18 protein-coding genes are annotated in these 12,797 nt (G+C 63.5%); 10 read left to right on the top strand and 8 right to left on the bottom strand.

Annotated elements, in window-relative coordinates; genetic code table 11:
• Positions 1-18: 18 nt before the first annotated feature.
• The 5 genes from ACZ1J6_RS24635 to ACZ1J6_RS24615 all read right to left on the bottom strand — a co-directional run bounded on the left by ACZ1J6_RS24635 (position 19) and on the right by ACZ1J6_RS24615 (position 4,120).
• Positions 19-1,746 (bottom strand): DUF4153 domain-containing protein, encoded by a 1,728-nt coding sequence (locus ACZ1J6_RS24635; RefSeq protein ID WP_465128351.1) that lies wholly within the window; start codon positions 1,744-1,746, stop codon positions 19-21.
• A 147-nt stretch (positions 1,747-1,893) separates the two neighbouring features.
• Positions 1,894-2,346, bottom strand: a complete 453-nt coding sequence (locus ACZ1J6_RS24630) for a hypothetical protein (protein ID WP_132269035.1) — start codon at positions 2,344-2,346, stop codon at positions 1,894-1,896.
• Between the two features lie 10 nt (positions 2,347-2,356).
• Complete coding sequence (locus ACZ1J6_RS24625; RefSeq protein ID WP_465128350.1) at positions 2,357-2,764, bottom strand: hypothetical protein; 408 nt, start codon at positions 2,762-2,764, stop codon at positions 2,357-2,359.
• A 29-nt stretch (positions 2,765-2,793) separates the two neighbouring features.
• Positions 2,794-3,627 carry a hypothetical protein gene (locus ACZ1J6_RS24620; protein WP_465128349.1) on the bottom strand — a complete coding sequence of 278 codons (834 nt, stop codon included), beginning with the start codon at positions 3,625-3,627 and terminating at the stop codon, positions 2,794-2,796.
• A 7-nt stretch (positions 3,628-3,634) separates the two neighbouring features.
• On the bottom strand, positions 3,635-4,120 hold the full coding sequence (locus ACZ1J6_RS24615) for a hypothetical protein (RefSeq protein ID WP_132269029.1): 486 nt from the start codon (positions 4,118-4,120) through the stop codon (positions 3,635-3,637).
• A gap of 293 nt (positions 4,121-4,413) precedes the next feature.
• Between ACZ1J6_RS24615 and ACZ1J6_RS24610 the strand changes: the two genes are divergently transcribed.
• The 7 genes from ACZ1J6_RS24610 to ACZ1J6_RS24580 all read left to right on the top strand — a co-directional run bounded on the left by ACZ1J6_RS24610 (position 4,414) and on the right by ACZ1J6_RS24580 (position 9,796).
• A complete protein-coding gene (locus ACZ1J6_RS24610) occupies positions 4,414-4,971 on the top strand; it encodes a TetR/AcrR family transcriptional regulator (protein WP_243654406.1) in 558 nt (185 codons plus the stop codon).
• Between the two features lie 115 nt (positions 4,972-5,086).
• A complete protein-coding gene (locus ACZ1J6_RS24605) occupies positions 5,087-6,226 on the top strand; it encodes a 3-oxoacyl-[acyl-carrier-protein] synthase III C-terminal domain-containing protein (protein ID WP_465128348.1) in 1,140 nt (379 codons plus the stop codon).
• A complete protein-coding gene (locus ACZ1J6_RS24600; RefSeq protein ID WP_465128347.1) occupies positions 6,223-6,900 on the top strand; it encodes an iron-containing redox enzyme family protein in 678 nt (225 codons plus the stop codon). Before ACZ1J6_RS24605 ends, ACZ1J6_RS24600 begins: the two co-directional genes overlap by 4 nt.
• Complete coding sequence (locus tag ACZ1J6_RS24595; protein WP_465128346.1) at positions 6,893-7,795, top strand: DUF6999 family protein; 903 nt, start codon at positions 6,893-6,895, stop codon at positions 7,793-7,795. Before ACZ1J6_RS24600 ends, ACZ1J6_RS24595 begins: the two co-directional genes overlap by 8 nt.
• A complete protein-coding gene (locus tag ACZ1J6_RS24590; RefSeq protein WP_465128345.1) occupies positions 7,792-8,223 on the top strand; it encodes a hypothetical protein in 432 nt (143 codons plus the stop codon). Before ACZ1J6_RS24595 ends, ACZ1J6_RS24590 begins: the two co-directional genes overlap by 4 nt.
• The gene (locus ACZ1J6_RS24585) at positions 8,211-8,858 is read left to right on the top strand and encodes a hypothetical protein (RefSeq protein WP_465128344.1); all 648 of its coding nucleotides are present in this window, start codon (positions 8,211-8,213) and stop codon (positions 8,856-8,858) included. Before ACZ1J6_RS24590 ends, ACZ1J6_RS24585 begins: the two co-directional genes overlap by 13 nt.
• 41 nt (positions 8,859-8,899) lie before the next feature.
• The gene (locus ACZ1J6_RS24580; protein ID WP_465128343.1) at positions 8,900-9,796 is read left to right on the top strand and encodes a hypothetical protein; all 897 of its coding nucleotides are present in this window, start codon (positions 8,900-8,902) and stop codon (positions 9,794-9,796) included.
• A 61-nt stretch (positions 9,797-9,857) separates the two neighbouring features.
• Here ACZ1J6_RS24580 and ACZ1J6_RS24575 read toward each other — a convergent pair whose 3' ends face one another.
• Positions 9,858-10,190, bottom strand: a complete 333-nt coding sequence (locus ACZ1J6_RS24575) for a hypothetical protein (protein WP_465128869.1) — start codon at positions 10,188-10,190, stop codon at positions 9,858-9,860.
• Here ACZ1J6_RS24575 and ACZ1J6_RS24570 point away from each other — a divergent pair, their 5' ends adjacent.
• The 3 genes from ACZ1J6_RS24570 (at position 10,191) to ACZ1J6_RS24560 (ending at position 11,302) form a co-directional block, all read left to right on the top strand.
• Positions 10,191-10,307, top strand: coding sequence for a hypothetical protein (locus ACZ1J6_RS24570; protein ID WP_465128342.1), 117 nt, complete (start codon positions 10,191-10,193; stop codon positions 10,305-10,307).
• Between the two features lie 28 nt (positions 10,308-10,335).
• Positions 10,336-10,773: a hypothetical protein gene (locus tag ACZ1J6_RS24565; protein WP_465128341.1), complete on the top strand. Its 438-nt coding sequence runs from the start codon at positions 10,336-10,338 to the stop codon at positions 10,771-10,773.
• Between the two features lie 103 nt (positions 10,774-10,876).
• The gene (locus ACZ1J6_RS24560) at positions 10,877-11,302 is read left to right on the top strand and encodes an ATP-binding protein (protein WP_465128340.1); all 426 of its coding nucleotides are present in this window, start codon (positions 10,877-10,879) and stop codon (positions 11,300-11,302) included.
• Here ACZ1J6_RS24560 and ACZ1J6_RS24555 read toward each other — a convergent pair.
• Together ACZ1J6_RS24555 and ACZ1J6_RS24550 are read right to left on the bottom strand one after the other, a co-directional pair.
• Positions 11,280-11,714, bottom strand: coding sequence for an NUDIX hydrolase (locus ACZ1J6_RS24555; protein WP_132269008.1), 435 nt, complete (start codon positions 11,712-11,714; stop codon positions 11,280-11,282). The genes ACZ1J6_RS24560 and ACZ1J6_RS24555 overlap by 23 nt on opposite strands.
• A gap of 84 nt (positions 11,715-11,798) precedes the next feature.
• Positions 11,799-12,602, bottom strand: a complete 804-nt coding sequence (locus ACZ1J6_RS24550; protein WP_465128339.1) for an acid phosphatase — start codon at positions 12,600-12,602, stop codon at positions 11,799-11,801.
• Between the last annotated feature and the right edge of the window lie 195 nt (positions 12,603-12,797).

Raw genomic sequence — 12,797 nt, 5'->3', positions numbered from 1 at the left:
TTGGGGAAGGAATGTGGCTCACTCGAAATTCGGGCCGACCGGCAGGCCGTCCACGTAAACTTGGCGGCGTGTCACGGTGCGCACTTCCACCTTGCCGGTGGCTAGACCATTTTCGATCTGGCGGTTCTGTTCTGCGGTGCGCACCGGATTACGCTCATTGGGGCCCCAGGCTCCGTTGCTCAGATGGTAGCGCGTCGATCCATTGTTGGTCACAATCACCGCCTCGCGACTGCCCGGTGCGTACCAGACCACGCAGGCGGCGCTGGTGTAGCAGGCCGAATAACTGCTGAGCTGGTCGTAGAGAGCGGCAGGTAATTGCGCGCCGCGGGGAAGAACGATGAGATGATCGCGATTATATGGTTGCGGCTTGCCTTCTGCCAACTGGCGTGGTTCCAGCGCATAACGGCTGTTTTCCTTGAGCGCATAAGCGGCCGCAGTGCGGATCTCCTTCGTGCGGCCTTGCTTCGCCAGCCGGGCCACGGCGTCTTTACCGGCCCGGCCGAAATCGAAGCGCAGTGCGGCCCAGTCGAACTGCTTAAGCGGAACGCGGCCGCTTTCCAGCGTTGCCACCTGATCGCGCGCGGACATCGCGCCGAAGTTGAGCAGCGGGGTGGCCAGCACCAGCGCCAGCACCGCAAGGCCCATCGCAAGGCGCAGGTTGGCGGCGCGCAGGTACGGCGCTGCACCAAGCCGGCGATGCGCCAGCGTGACGATGTAGGCGAGGCCGTAGGCGCAGGCGATGCCGGAGAAGATCACCGCCCACAGCCGGTCGGGTGTCAGGCCGTACTGGTGGAGGCGCAGGCCGATCGAGAGCGCGGCGATCAGTGCCAGCGGCAGCATGCACACCCCTAGCGCGCCGACGCTTGCGCGTAGCAGGGGGCTGCGCGCTTCGTGCGGCTGTTCCTCGCCAATCACCGCGTTGGCAAGGCAGAGCGCGCCGACGATGCAGCTCAGCAGGATCGGACTTGTCGAGCGCGTTGCGCCCCACAAGGGTGCAAGGCCGGTGAACGGGATCGCCGCGAGGAAAACTAGCAGGCCGATCGCCAGCAATGGCGCGAGGACCGAGAGGATTGTCGTCACCACCCGCTGCATGAGCGCAAGGATATGATCGCGGTCGCGCAGCATGGCGATGCCCGCGCCCAGCGCGGCGCCGCTCAGCGTCAGCATCATCCAGGCATCGTTCAGCAGTTCGGCAAGGATCACGATGCCGATCAGCTTGAACAGCTGTCCCAGCAGCGTCGCCATTGCCCAGACCACGCCAACGAAGGCCCATGCTGCCAGCCACAGCACCACGTCGCCCCAGGCGTGGCGATATGCCTCGGGATAGGGGATCGCGCGGCTCAGCGGCCCTTCGGACGGCTGCGCCCCGCGCCAGGCCTGGAACAGCGGGGTGCAGATCGCCACCGCCAGCGCGGCACATGCTACCCGCCAGGCATCCTCTCCTTCACCGAACGGACCGTTGAAGTAGACCGTCAGCCCCACCAGCGCGCCGCCGACAATCGCGAAAGCGATGTTCCAGCCCAGTTTCCCGCGTTCGACCACGAAGCCGAGCAGCACGGCGGCGATCGCGATGAAACTGGCCGCCGCCGCCCGCAGGTCCGCGTGATCCAGGTTCGGCAGGTACTTGTCCGGCCGGATGATCCAGTAGATTAGCAGACCGGACAGTCCGCCTAGCAGTGCAAGGCCCCAAGCACGCAGCGGCCAGGTTGGGTTTTGCGTTTCATCCGGTCCAGCAAAAATGTTCATGGCCGTTTTCGAGGCTCCGCTTGTCTGGTGATCTGCGACCGCCATGCCGCTTTGCCATGGAACGTTGCCGTGCAATCCGTCTTCGGCACCAATATGCCGGCCAAATATACATCGATCAATTCATAATTTGATCGATGTTCAAAAAATTCAAGAATAGAAAGGCACCCGGCTTAAGACATAGGTGCCGTTCTTGGGCGAGAATACCAGCTGGTTGGCGAATTCCGGTGAATCCAGCAGGTATTCGCCCTTGACGATCGGCCCGGGGGCCTCGCCGTCATCGCTGCCGGGTTTGAAGGCGCGGACTTTGCCAGCACGGATCGCGGCGATCACGGAAGGGGTGAATATCTGGTCGTACCGGACGAGGAACTGCGCGCGCGTGGCGGCGCTGCGGTCAACCTCGCCGCCCGCGAAGTCCTTGAACGGCAGGGCAATCATTGCAGCGACCTTTGCCTTGTCTCCGGCCAGAACCGCAGCTCGGAAGCCTGCGAAGAAGCGGTCGAAGCCCTGCCGCGCCGGGGCGGCGATGGCCTGAGGGGCGGGAAGCGCCGGCGTAATCGAGACGGCTAGAGCAAGCGCGGCGGTGGTCATTCGGTAGTGCATGGCAGGCTCCTCACATCGATTCGTCAGTCATCGCGGACAACTGCCAGCAGTCGCCGACCGGCTGGAATTGGTAGCGCAGCTGATACCCGGTATCCGGCTTGGCCAGCACGACCTCGAACTTTCCGCCGCCTTTGGGGGCGGTGCGCATTTCAAGCCCATCGCGGCGGCGCTCCGCACCCAGCGGCATTATCGGAAAGCCGAGCGCCGCCTTGGGCAAACTTGACGTAACCATGCGCGGCTCCGGTTCAGCTTCCGCATCGATCCGGCCGGAAGACAGCGGATCCGCGACATGGGCGCGCTGAATATCCGCGTTGGCGGCGAACGCTGCGAGGAAGGTGTTGAAGCTCCTGCCGGGGCAAGCGGGCGCCGCAGCCATTGCGGGCGCGGCGGAGATGGCGCCGGCCAGTGCTGCGATCATCAGGGAAGTTCGAATCATTGGGGGCTCCGTCATCGGGTGGAATCGGTTTCATAGGCGTGGCTGGCGGCACTGAAGCGCCACACCGAGCCGTCGGCGGGCTTGGCGCGCCGCGCCTGGCCATCAGGTCCGGGCAGCGTGCCTGTCTGCGTGGACTGCAGTTCCGGCCATCCCGCCACGGTCTTGCCGGTCAGCGCCAGCTTGCCCCAGGAGCGATAGCATTTCTCCGGCGCGGTTTCCCGGTCACAGTCGTTCCAGTTGTCGGAGGCATCGACGATCTCGCCGCCGAAGGACCACGTGCCGGGCTTCGCCGGGTCGGAGCGGAACAGCACATGGCCATGCAGGTTCACGCCGCCGCCAGCCATCGTCACGGTGGGATAGCCGACCAGTGCGCTGCCGCCCTGCAGAGGCTGTTCCAGGTAGGCGGCATCGCCGTCGTCGTCGGACATCGAGGGGTTGCCGGTATTGTTGACGTAGACCTCGCCCAGATCGATCTGCCGTCCTATCAACGTCCAGGCGTTGTCACGCAGTCCGTATGTGACTTGTGCGATCGGCATCTTCGCGGTCGTGCCCAACAGGTCGCTGGCGCCATCGCGCGGGCGGCCTATGGCGACCACGGTGTACGTCTTCAGGCCTGTTAATTCGGTGGTGAAGCTGAACCAGTAGGACCATTCCCGGCCGCCGAGCGTGCAGGCTTGGTCTTCCGCCACTGAGCGGCATACCGCACCTATCGCCTGGTTATAGTCGGGCGGGAAGGGATCGCGCGCGGCCCGTGCGAAGGCCGAAGGCGCACTGGATGAAAGCATGAAGGCGACAAGGCCGAGCGTACCACTCATCACAGGCTTGGTGATCGCGTTTCTGGTCATGGGCGCCTCAGTTCATGGCGTTCAGGAAGGCTCGCCAACTGGCTGCCCAGTGCGCGCGGTGCGCCGGGGTGGCGGACTGGACGCTGCACACGTTCAGGAAGTTGTCCGGATTGACCGGATCGACCGGCTCGCAGGCCCAGATCTGCGCGTCGAGCTGGCGCGGCCAGGATGTGACCACACTGACGAGCGCGTGGTCCTCGATGCCAATGAGCAGGTCAAAATCCTCCTCGTTGTCGTCCGTGGACCACATGCAGGCGCCGTCGAAATCCGGGTTCTGGCCCGCTGGCAGCGGACAAGGATCGCTCTGGCCTGGAAACAGCGAGGCGAGGAACGCCTTGCCGGGGCCGTTGTTCACGTCCAGATCTAGCGGTCCCAGCGTGCCTAGCGCCAACACGGCCCGGTCGGGGGGCGGCGTTGTCAGGGCGGAGGCGCTGCCGCTGCCTGCCAGCAAGGCGGCTGCGGCGATCGCGGTGTAGCGAGATATCTTTCGCACGGCGGGTTCTCCCTTTTCCGACTTTGCGGTGAACCGGGCATGGATAGGGTGCGCGACCAGCGCCGTTCCGATGATTCGGCTGTCCACGATGCGGCATGCCAGAGCGGACACGTTAGTAGACCTGGCGGGAATCACGGACATGGCGCATCCAAGCTGTTGATTCTGGCCAAAGGTCTATAGGGGAATTGATCGACGATCAATTAAAAATTCGACGATGTACATTTTTGAGTTGTTTGTTATGGTGAACGCCTATGGGTCGCAGATCAGATCACAGCCGCAAAGAGCTGGAGCACATGCTCATCGTTGAAGGCCACAAACACATGGCTGACGTGGGATTCGCGCGGTTTTCGGCGAGGGAAGTCGCCAAGCGGATCGGATACTCGATCGGTACGCTGTATAATGTGTTCGGAACGTATGATCAGCTTATCATCGCTATCAATACACGCACGTTTGTCTTGTGGACAACCTACATCCGCAATGCGTTGGAAAAAGGCGGAGAAGACCGCATCCGTGCGTTGGTGGAAGGTTACTTCGGCTTTGCCCATACCAACCGCAACGCATGGATGGCGATCTACGACCACCACTTGCCACCTGACGTGACGATGCCGCCCGAGCATGACGTGCTCCGCGGCCAGTTGACCGACGTCGTAGTGGAGGAAGTGCGTGCCGCGCTCCCGGCCGCCTGTCAGGCAGAGGCGCCGCGTTTGGCGCGTTCACTTGTGGCGACGGTGCACGGCCACTGCATGTTCGACATCAACGGGTCCTTCGCGCTTATGGGCGAAAAGGATCCGATGGCTTTGGCGCTTGCCCGCGTTCGCGAAAGCCTCTCGGCCGCTCGCACAAGCTGTTGAAAATGCTCTGGCTGCGGTGAAATTAATCGCCGTCCAGAATTATATTGAACACCGATCATAATTTTGCCATCACCGGCTTTCCGATGATTCGTCCTAGACTTCGGGAGCGTGTTGAATGCGGGCCTATGTTACCGGATCGGGGCAGTTCCTGCCTGGAGAACCGGTCTCCAACGACGCGATGGCTGACTATATCGGACGCCTCTCGCTGCAGGCGGCGCGGCTCGGCAGGCTGACGCTGCGCCGCAACGGCATTCGCAGCCGTCACTATGCCATGCGACCGGACGGGACCACCGACTGGACACTGGCCCGGCTGGGCGCGGCGGCGCTGGACGATCTGTTCGCCCGTTCCGGACTGGACAGGCGCGCGGTGGGCTACCTTGCCACCGCCACTACGCAGAACGACCTGATGGTGCCGGGGCTGGCCAGCGGACTGCATGCCCAGTCCGGTTTGCCGCCGGTGGAGATCGCCAGCATGCAGAGCGTCTGCGCGAGCGCGATGATGGCGCTCAAGTCCGCAGCCTTGCAGGTTGCCGCAGGCGAGCACGCGGCGGCGCTGGCGGTGGGGGCGGAGTTTTCCAGCCGCTACTTCCGGCCCGGCCACTATCACGGCACAGCCGCGATGAATGCCGACGGCACGCTGCCGGGCGATGCCGAGTTCCTGCGCTGGACGCTGAGTGACGGTGCTGCGGGGGTGCTGGTGGAGGACCGCCCTGCGCCGCGCGGGCTCTCGCTGCGGATCGACTGGATTTCTTTGCGCTCCTTCGCCGATCGGTTCGCGCCGTGCATGACCGGTGGCGCCGCGTTGAACGAGCAGGGCGACCTTGTGCCCTGGAGCCATTTTCCCACGATCGCTGAGGCTGCGCAGGCGGGTGCGTTCCAGCTGCGGCAGGATGTCGAGGCGCTGCACCGCATGCTGCCAGTATGGCTTGGCGAACTGATGCGCCTCGTCGACGAAGGGCGGGTCGATCCTGGCGGGGTGGACCATTTCCTCTGTCATTTCTCCGCCCGCAGTTTGCGCGACGAGATGGTTGCGTTGGCGCGAAAGGCCGGGTGCCTGATCCCCGAGGACCGCTGGTTCACCAACCTTTACGAAAAGGGCAATGTCGGCGCGGCCTCGCTGTTTCTGTTGCTTGACGACCTGCTGCGCTCCGGCAGGCTGGCGGCGGGCCAGACGGTGCTCTGCGCCGTGCCCGAGAGCGGTCAGTGCGTTATGGCCTATGCGATGATGACCGTGGTGGACGGAGATGAAAGATGACCGAGGTACTGGACATTGCGCACCTTGAGTCTGCCCATCGCGGCCTTGCCCGCGCGTGGATCGAGTTCGAGAGCGGGCTGGCGGCAGTTCCGGTGATCGACCGCCTGCTTTCGGGGCGCCTGCGGATAGAGGATTATCGCAGCCTGCTGTTCAACCTGCGTCAGCAGGTTGTCGACGGCGGCCGCTGGATCAGCCGCGCCGCTTCCAACCTGGAGCATGAGGAGCTGCGCTCGCTGTTCATCCGCCATGCCGCCGCCGAGCACCGCGACTATCGCATGCTGGAGGACAACTATGTCGCCGCCGGCGGCATGCGTGAGGAGATCCGGGGCGGGGTCAAGAACATCGGTTCAGAGGCGCTTTCGGCCTTCATGTTCCACGCGGCGTCGCAGGCGAACCCGGTCGGGTTGCTCGGCGCGATGTTTGTGATCGAGGGGCTGGGCAACCGCATGGCCGGGCCCTGGGCGGAGGCCATCCGCATGCAGCTGGCGCTGGACGAGGATGCCGTCAGCTTTCTTGCCTATCACGGCGCAAACGATGAGGACCATTTGGCGATGTTCGACCGCGCGCTGGCGATGGCCGTCATCGATGCGGCCACGGCAACGGCGGTGGTCCGCCATGCCCGCATTGTGGCGCGGCTCTACCGGCTGCAGCTGGAAGAACTCGACAATGTCTGACATGCGCGGGCCTGACATCCCGGACATTGCAGACTGGGACCGCAGCGATCCCGATCCGTGGCTGGCGCTGTCGATGGACCGTTCGCTGCCGATCGCGCCTGCGGCCAAGGCCGCGCTGATCCGCGACCAGCGTTCACGCAGCCGCCAGTTCCTGCTGCCGATCGTGCGTCCCTTCGCGCGGATGTGGATCGTCGCCGCGCAGCTTGTCCATACTGTGACGCCGCGCTGGCCGCATGCGCCGCGCTTCCTGCACGCCAGCATCGCCTTCGGGATGAAGCACTTCCTCACTCCCGACGCCAACCGGCTGATCCTGCGCCACTTTCATCTGGGCGCGCAGATCCTACGCTTCATCTCGGACAATGCGACGCCGGGCTTTCACCCCCCGCTGGAGCCGATGACCCCGCGCCGGATCGACGACGTGCGCGCCAACCTGTTCCTCAACCACGACCTCAACATCTACAACTACCTGATCGGCCTGAACGCCGAACTGGATCGTCGCGGCAAGGACATCGACAAGGTGGAGCGGATTGACTTCTCCGCCATCGTCGAGGACGTCGAACTGGAGGAACTGCCGCGCGGTCGCTTCAACGTGATCGACCTTCAGACAGCCATCGAGTGCTACACCCCCGCTTACGCGATGTTCCTGACCGACCGCGATTTCTGGCGCGCCACCAATTCGCTGCAGCTGGACGAGACCATCGGCCTTTATGCTGCTCGGCTGACGGGGGAGGAAAAGCACCTTTCGATGATCGTCAACGGCCATCCGCTGGTGCCGCACTCTACCTTGCGCGCGGGCTTCCGGCTGATGCTGCACGGCCTGTCGACCGAACTTCTGCACGGCTTCCTCCTGCACATGAAGCGCAGGCAGGCCGAGATGGAAGGAACCGGTCAATGATTGCCACACGTGTCGCTCTCACGGCTCTGACCTGCTTCGCAAGCGCTGCCGCTCTTGCCGCTCCGCCTGCAAAGGCGCCGCCGGTGGAGGCCTATGTCGGTAAGTATCCTTTCGACAAAGTGGACGGCGTCAGTTTTCTCGATCACCCGGCGGTTCGCGCCGCAGTGACGCGCGGGGTAAGCGATCCCGAGGCGCGCGCTTGGCTGCTGGGCGCCAAGGGCAGCCCGTTCCCGCAGATCCGGCGCGAGAACGGGGAACTTATCGTCATCGGTTGCCAGCAGCACGCCTGCGACCGGCGCAACTGGGCGATCTACTTCAATCCGGCCAGCAACCTTGCGCGGGTCTGCTATTCGGCCACCGGCGCACAGTCACGCAGGTACGACGGCAAGGGTGGTTCGCGCGTCCTTGCCGGTTCGTGCCCATCATGATCCGGCTCGCCACGATTTCAGTGACGGTGATCGGGCTTCTCGCAGCGCAGGCCCCGGCCTCGGCGCGCAGGCTCGGTCCGCTGCCGCCGCATGCGAAAGCGCCGACCGGCCCCACGCAGTGTGCGTTCGGCGCATGGCAACGCTGGGAGGGCGGGGCAGTGCGCGTCATGGCAGCGCCCGACGACAGGTCGGCGCTCCTCGGCACGCTGCCCGTCCCTGACGAGAAACGAGACTATCCGGTATATCTCGATGTGATCGGCACCGAGCCCGGCTGGCTGCACATTGCCCATGCGTCCGATGCGCCGAACGATCAGGCCGGCCATCCCCGCCGCGAGGTCTTCGCGGGCGAGCGCTGGGTATCGTCCGACACCGTGAAGATCGGGGTGCAATCCGCGCGCGGCTACCTGCTGCCCGATGCCGCGTCTCCGCGCATCGTCGACCTTGGTGACCGATGGCTGACCGAGGTCTACCGGATCGGCGAGATTCATGGCTGCAGCGGCGACTGGGTGCTCCTTACCTATCACGACGACAGCGACGTTCGCGACATGATGACCTTCGGAACCGCCTGGTTTCGCGGTGTCTGCGCCATTTACGAAACCACCTGCGACATGAAATCGGTCGATACGCCGGGGTGATCCGGCTCTTCCCCCCGATCGAAGTGAAAGGCACCCTCTCGATGAAGCAACTATTTCTTCCGACTGCGATGAGCGCGCTGGCCATGCTGGTGGCCTGTTCCTCAGGCGACCGTGGTCCCGGCAGCGATGCAAGCGACACCGCATCCGAAGCCGCCACCGGCGTCATGTCTGAGGCGGCTATGGCCGAGAAAAACGCCGGGTTCACTTCTGAGGTCAGGGAACTCGCCTTCGATCCGGTGTCGCAGCTCCCCAAAGCGCCCGCCAGTGCCGCGAGCAGGTCCGAATGCGCCGGGCAAGTCATCGATGCGAAGTCCGCCGCGGCCCGCGAGGTCGCCAAGGCGGGCTGGGGCGTGACCGGAGAAGCGAAGCTTGGCGCTTACCAGTTGGTCAGCTTCGCCGGTTCGTTCGAGCCGGGCACTAGCGGTTCGTGCTTCGTGAGCAAGGGCAACATCGGCGTATTCGAGGGCACTGCGCTGCGCGCTATTGCCTACGCCCGCTCGAGCAGCATGGAGACGATCGGCCGCATCCAGCCGTTCGGCAAAGACGGCGCGCGCATCTGGCACGGCGACATCGTCCCTGCGCCGATCGCGGACATTCGCCGCAGCGCGCAAGGGCTGGTGATCGGCAAGCTCGCCGCTGAGGAGAAGACTTGCGGCGGCGTCGTGCCGACGATCAACGACATGCCCATCACTCACGCCCGCAAGGCGCTGATCGCGGCAGGCTGGACACCAGTGAACCACGGCGTCCCCGATGACCACATCGATGAGCGCGAACAGGCACTGGCGCTGCTTGGCGTAACCGAGGTGGAGAGCTGCTCGGGCACCGGGTTCGGCTATTGCAGCTTCGATTATCGCAAGGGCAAGGCAAAGCTTGGCGTAACCACTATGGGCGACAACGAGGATCCCACCGTGTCCGACTACGGCGTAAGCTGCGACTGAAGGGGCCGCGATGCGCGGTGACAGGGCGGTTTGCTTGCTCCGTCACCGTGCATGGTGATCCTCAACGAGCGTAATAGCGAGATTCGCCGCCGAGGCTGTCGTTGGTGTGGCGCACGAACACCTCCTTGACGCACTGTACGTTCCGCCAGGCATCACGCTCCTTGATGAAAGCCTTATCGCGCGGAGGATCGTTATGATCGATCTCGAAGGTCTTGCCGCTGGCCTTGAGATAGCGGCGATAGGCTGAGTTACCGAACAGAGCCTTGTCGGCCTTCTTCGGCAGGGTCTGAACGCCGCCTTCAGCCAAGCGTATGACCCTCGCGATATCTAGGCTGCCGTTAAAAGGGGCGAGGTTCTGCCACTTCCGCGCATTCTCGACCTTGCTCAGAAGCACGTGCCAGGCGAAGTGCTCGAAGTGGAATTGGAAGAGGATGACGGCAGGTTCGTGTATGGGGTCAAGATGCTGACACCGGACGGACGGGGGCGGGAGGTCAACCATCTGGAGCTTTAGGCGCATCGATCAGCCATTCGGGCATCGCTTGATCGTCATTTCCAAGCTTATCCGACCGGCCGGAAGCAATGAGCCGGTGCTTGTCCAGTTCGCCTCGGATGATGATGCCCTGGCGCTATCGTTGCGAGAAATCCGCAATGAAACCGCGTTCGCCGTAGCGATGCTTTGGATCGTGCTTTTGGTCGCTACCGGCGTGCAAATCAGGCTTGGATTGTGGCCGCTTCTGCGCGTTGAGGGGGAAATCGAGAGGCTGCAGAGCAATCCTTCCGCTCGGCTGTCGAATGACCACCCTCGTGAGATCACCCGCCTCGTCGAGGCGATCAACGCGTTGGGTGACGTCCGGGCGGCTGACGTGCAACGGGCATGTCACCGGGCCGCGGACCTCGCCCACATCCTCAAAACGCCGCTTGCTGCCATGGCCGCGCAGAGGCGCCGGGCGCGCAGTGAGGGCGCCGGATGCCGCTGATGCCATCGATGGTACACTTGCCGCCGCCCGTGCCGCGCTGGAAACCGAACTTGCGCGCGCCTGAAGTTTATTGGCGCGTGGATCGAACGGGGAGACCGCCGATTTGGCCCGTGTCGTCGATAACGTCATCTCGGTGCTGGAGCAGACTGAGAAGGGCGGAAGTCTAGTCTACGTCGTCCACATCGACGACGGCTTTGTAGTTCCCGTGGCTGCGCCGGAAATGACGGAAATCGTCGGCGCCTTGATGGAAAATGCGGTCCGGTTCGCACGACAGGGGATTGCGATCAGCGGCATTGCAGAGGGCGGAACGATCTGCGTCTTCATTGACGACGATGGCCCGGGCATGGAGGCTGGACGGATCCATGATGCGTTGGCACGCGGCGGGCGCCAGAATGAAGCGGTTTCCGGACATGGCTTCGGGCTCGCCCTCGTCAAGGAACTGGTCGATGCGACCAGGGGCACGATGGAAGTTGCCGAAGCCTCTATCGGAGGCCTGCGCGTTGCTCTCAGTTGGGCGTCGGAGCCCTAGTCGCTGGTGTCGCAGGGCGGGCATCTTCGAACACCGTCGCAGCAAAGGCAGTGAGCGCTCGAAGCAATCCCGCATCTCGCAATCGTGCCCGTGCTTCCGGAAGCGAGAACCAGGCACGCTGCCGTACGCCCATTTCCGGCCACAGCTCCAGTTCTTCCAGAACTGCGAGAGGATAGATCTGGGCCTGACTGGGGTCTGCCAGTGAGGATGCGAGCAATGGCTCTGTTGCAACGGTGCCACGTACCCCGGCTTCCTCAAAAGCTTCTATGGCGGCACGTTGCGCCGCCGTCTCTCCCGCTTCGATCTTACCTTTGGGCAGGATCCACTTTCCCTTGCGGCGAGACGTCACCAGCAGGACTTCGAAGCCGTCGCCTGTCAGGCGGTAAGGAAGGGCATGTGTCTGAAGTGGCATTTTCCAGCTCGATAAGCACCGCTGACGTAACCCTAAGCGGGTCAAGTCAAAGGAGGCAACAACGAAGCAAATGACAGCGCGCCTTCAAAAGCGCGGCATTACCCGCTGGTTCAGCAACGAAGCCTCTGCTTCGCATGCGGTGGGTTGCTCGCCGCTGTGGCGCAGGGCGTCGAGTTCCGCTTTCGCGGCCTCGCGATCAGCCTGGTATTCCGGCTTGGTCTGCACCACAGCCATCGTGGCTGTCGCCGACAGCATTCCCGCCTCGACAGCACTTTCGTTATGGGCGCCGCAGACAAAGCGGCTGTCGCCATAAGCACGCCCGCGTTCTAGGATCTGCTGCGCACGATCGGGTGCGATGCTCGAGAGGACGAGAGCCCAGGTCCACCCCCAGGTCGTATGACCGGAGGGATAGTCATAGCTCATCCGTTGCTTCTTCTCGTCGTAAAGCTCGGATTCGGGTTGGCATATCCGGCCCTTGTCAATCGTGAAAGGACGATGCCGCTGGTAGACCGCTTTTGCCTTGCTCGACTGTACACTGGTATCCGCGCCCGCGCGCTCGATCAGCATCATGAGCTTCGGAGCATTCTGAGGCGTGAGCTTGACGCCCACGGCGCAGCTGAAATCGCGCGCCAGCGCCGGCACGGTATAGTCGGCATCCTCGGTTGCAAGCTTCCATCGCGGAGTGTCGACAAGCTTGCGTGTGGCCTTGAAAATCTTGCGATCGGTTTCGTAGCGCGGATCGCCTGGCCGCGGCGCCGGTTCGATGACATGCGTCACGTCGAATTCGTCTGGCGCGAGGTAGCCCTTGGGTCTTTCGCTCGAGACCGCCGATGCGGTAAAGAGCACGGTTGCAGTGACCGCAGCGGCAATCGATAGTCTGACCTTCACGCCTGTTCTCCAATCGCTGACGAGCTAGTCTCTCTATCTACGCGGCGTCAATATGACACTTATGTGACAATCCAGATTCATTGCGAGCTACGAACGTCCGCCACCATCCGTGAGCAGCGTGATCATGCCTTGCAGCGATATTCAGCCAGCGTCTTCACCAGTTGCCTGTTCGCGTCGACGACACCGAGGCCAATC

The sequence above is a fragment of the Novosphingobium sp. BL-S-21 genome, assembly GCF_055521655.1.
This window is presented reverse-complemented; position numbering and strand designations above follow the sequence as displayed.

What these genes read in the sequence shown, in the direction of transcription:
- ACZ1J6_RS24600 (WP_465128347.1), top strand. Translation starts at nt 6,223, where the DNA reads ATGACCGAGGTACTGGACATTGCGCACCTTGAGTCTGCCCATCGCGGC.
- ACZ1J6_RS24610 (WP_243654406.1), top strand. Translation starts at nt 4,414, where the DNA reads ATGCTCATCGTTGAAGGCCACAAACACATGGCTGACGTGGGATTCGCG.
- ACZ1J6_RS24590 (WP_465128345.1), top strand. Translation starts at nt 7,792, where the DNA reads ATGATTGCCACACGTGTCGCTCTCACGGCTCTGACCTGCTTCGCAAGC.
- ACZ1J6_RS24595 (WP_465128346.1), top strand. Translation starts at nt 6,893, where the DNA reads ATGTCTGACATGCGCGGGCCTGACATCCCGGACATTGCAGACTGGGAC.
- ACZ1J6_RS24635 (WP_465128351.1), bottom strand. Translation starts at nt 1,746, where the DNA reads ATGAACATTTTTGCTGGACCGGATGAAACGCAAAACCCAACCTGGCCG.
- ACZ1J6_RS24625 (WP_465128350.1), bottom strand. Translation starts at nt 2,764, where the DNA reads ATGATCGCAGCACTGGCCGGCGCCATCTCCGCCGCGCCCGCAATGGCT.
- ACZ1J6_RS24630 (WP_132269035.1), bottom strand. Translation starts at nt 2,346, where the DNA reads ATGCACTACCGAATGACCACCGCCGCGCTTGCTCTAGCCGTCTCGATT.
- ACZ1J6_RS24620 (WP_465128349.1), bottom strand. Translation starts at nt 3,627, where the DNA reads ATGACCAGAAACGCGATCACCAAGCCTGTGATGAGTGGTACGCTCGGC.
- ACZ1J6_RS24555 (WP_132269008.1), bottom strand. Translation starts at nt 11,714, where the DNA reads ATGCCACTTCAGACACATGCCCTTCCTTACCGCCTGACAGGCGACGGC.
- ACZ1J6_RS24580 (WP_465128343.1), top strand. Translation starts at nt 8,900, where the DNA reads ATGAAGCAACTATTTCTTCCGACTGCGATGAGCGCGCTGGCCATGCTG.
- ACZ1J6_RS24605 (WP_465128348.1), top strand. Translation starts at nt 5,087, where the DNA reads ATGCGGGCCTATGTTACCGGATCGGGGCAGTTCCTGCCTGGAGAACCG.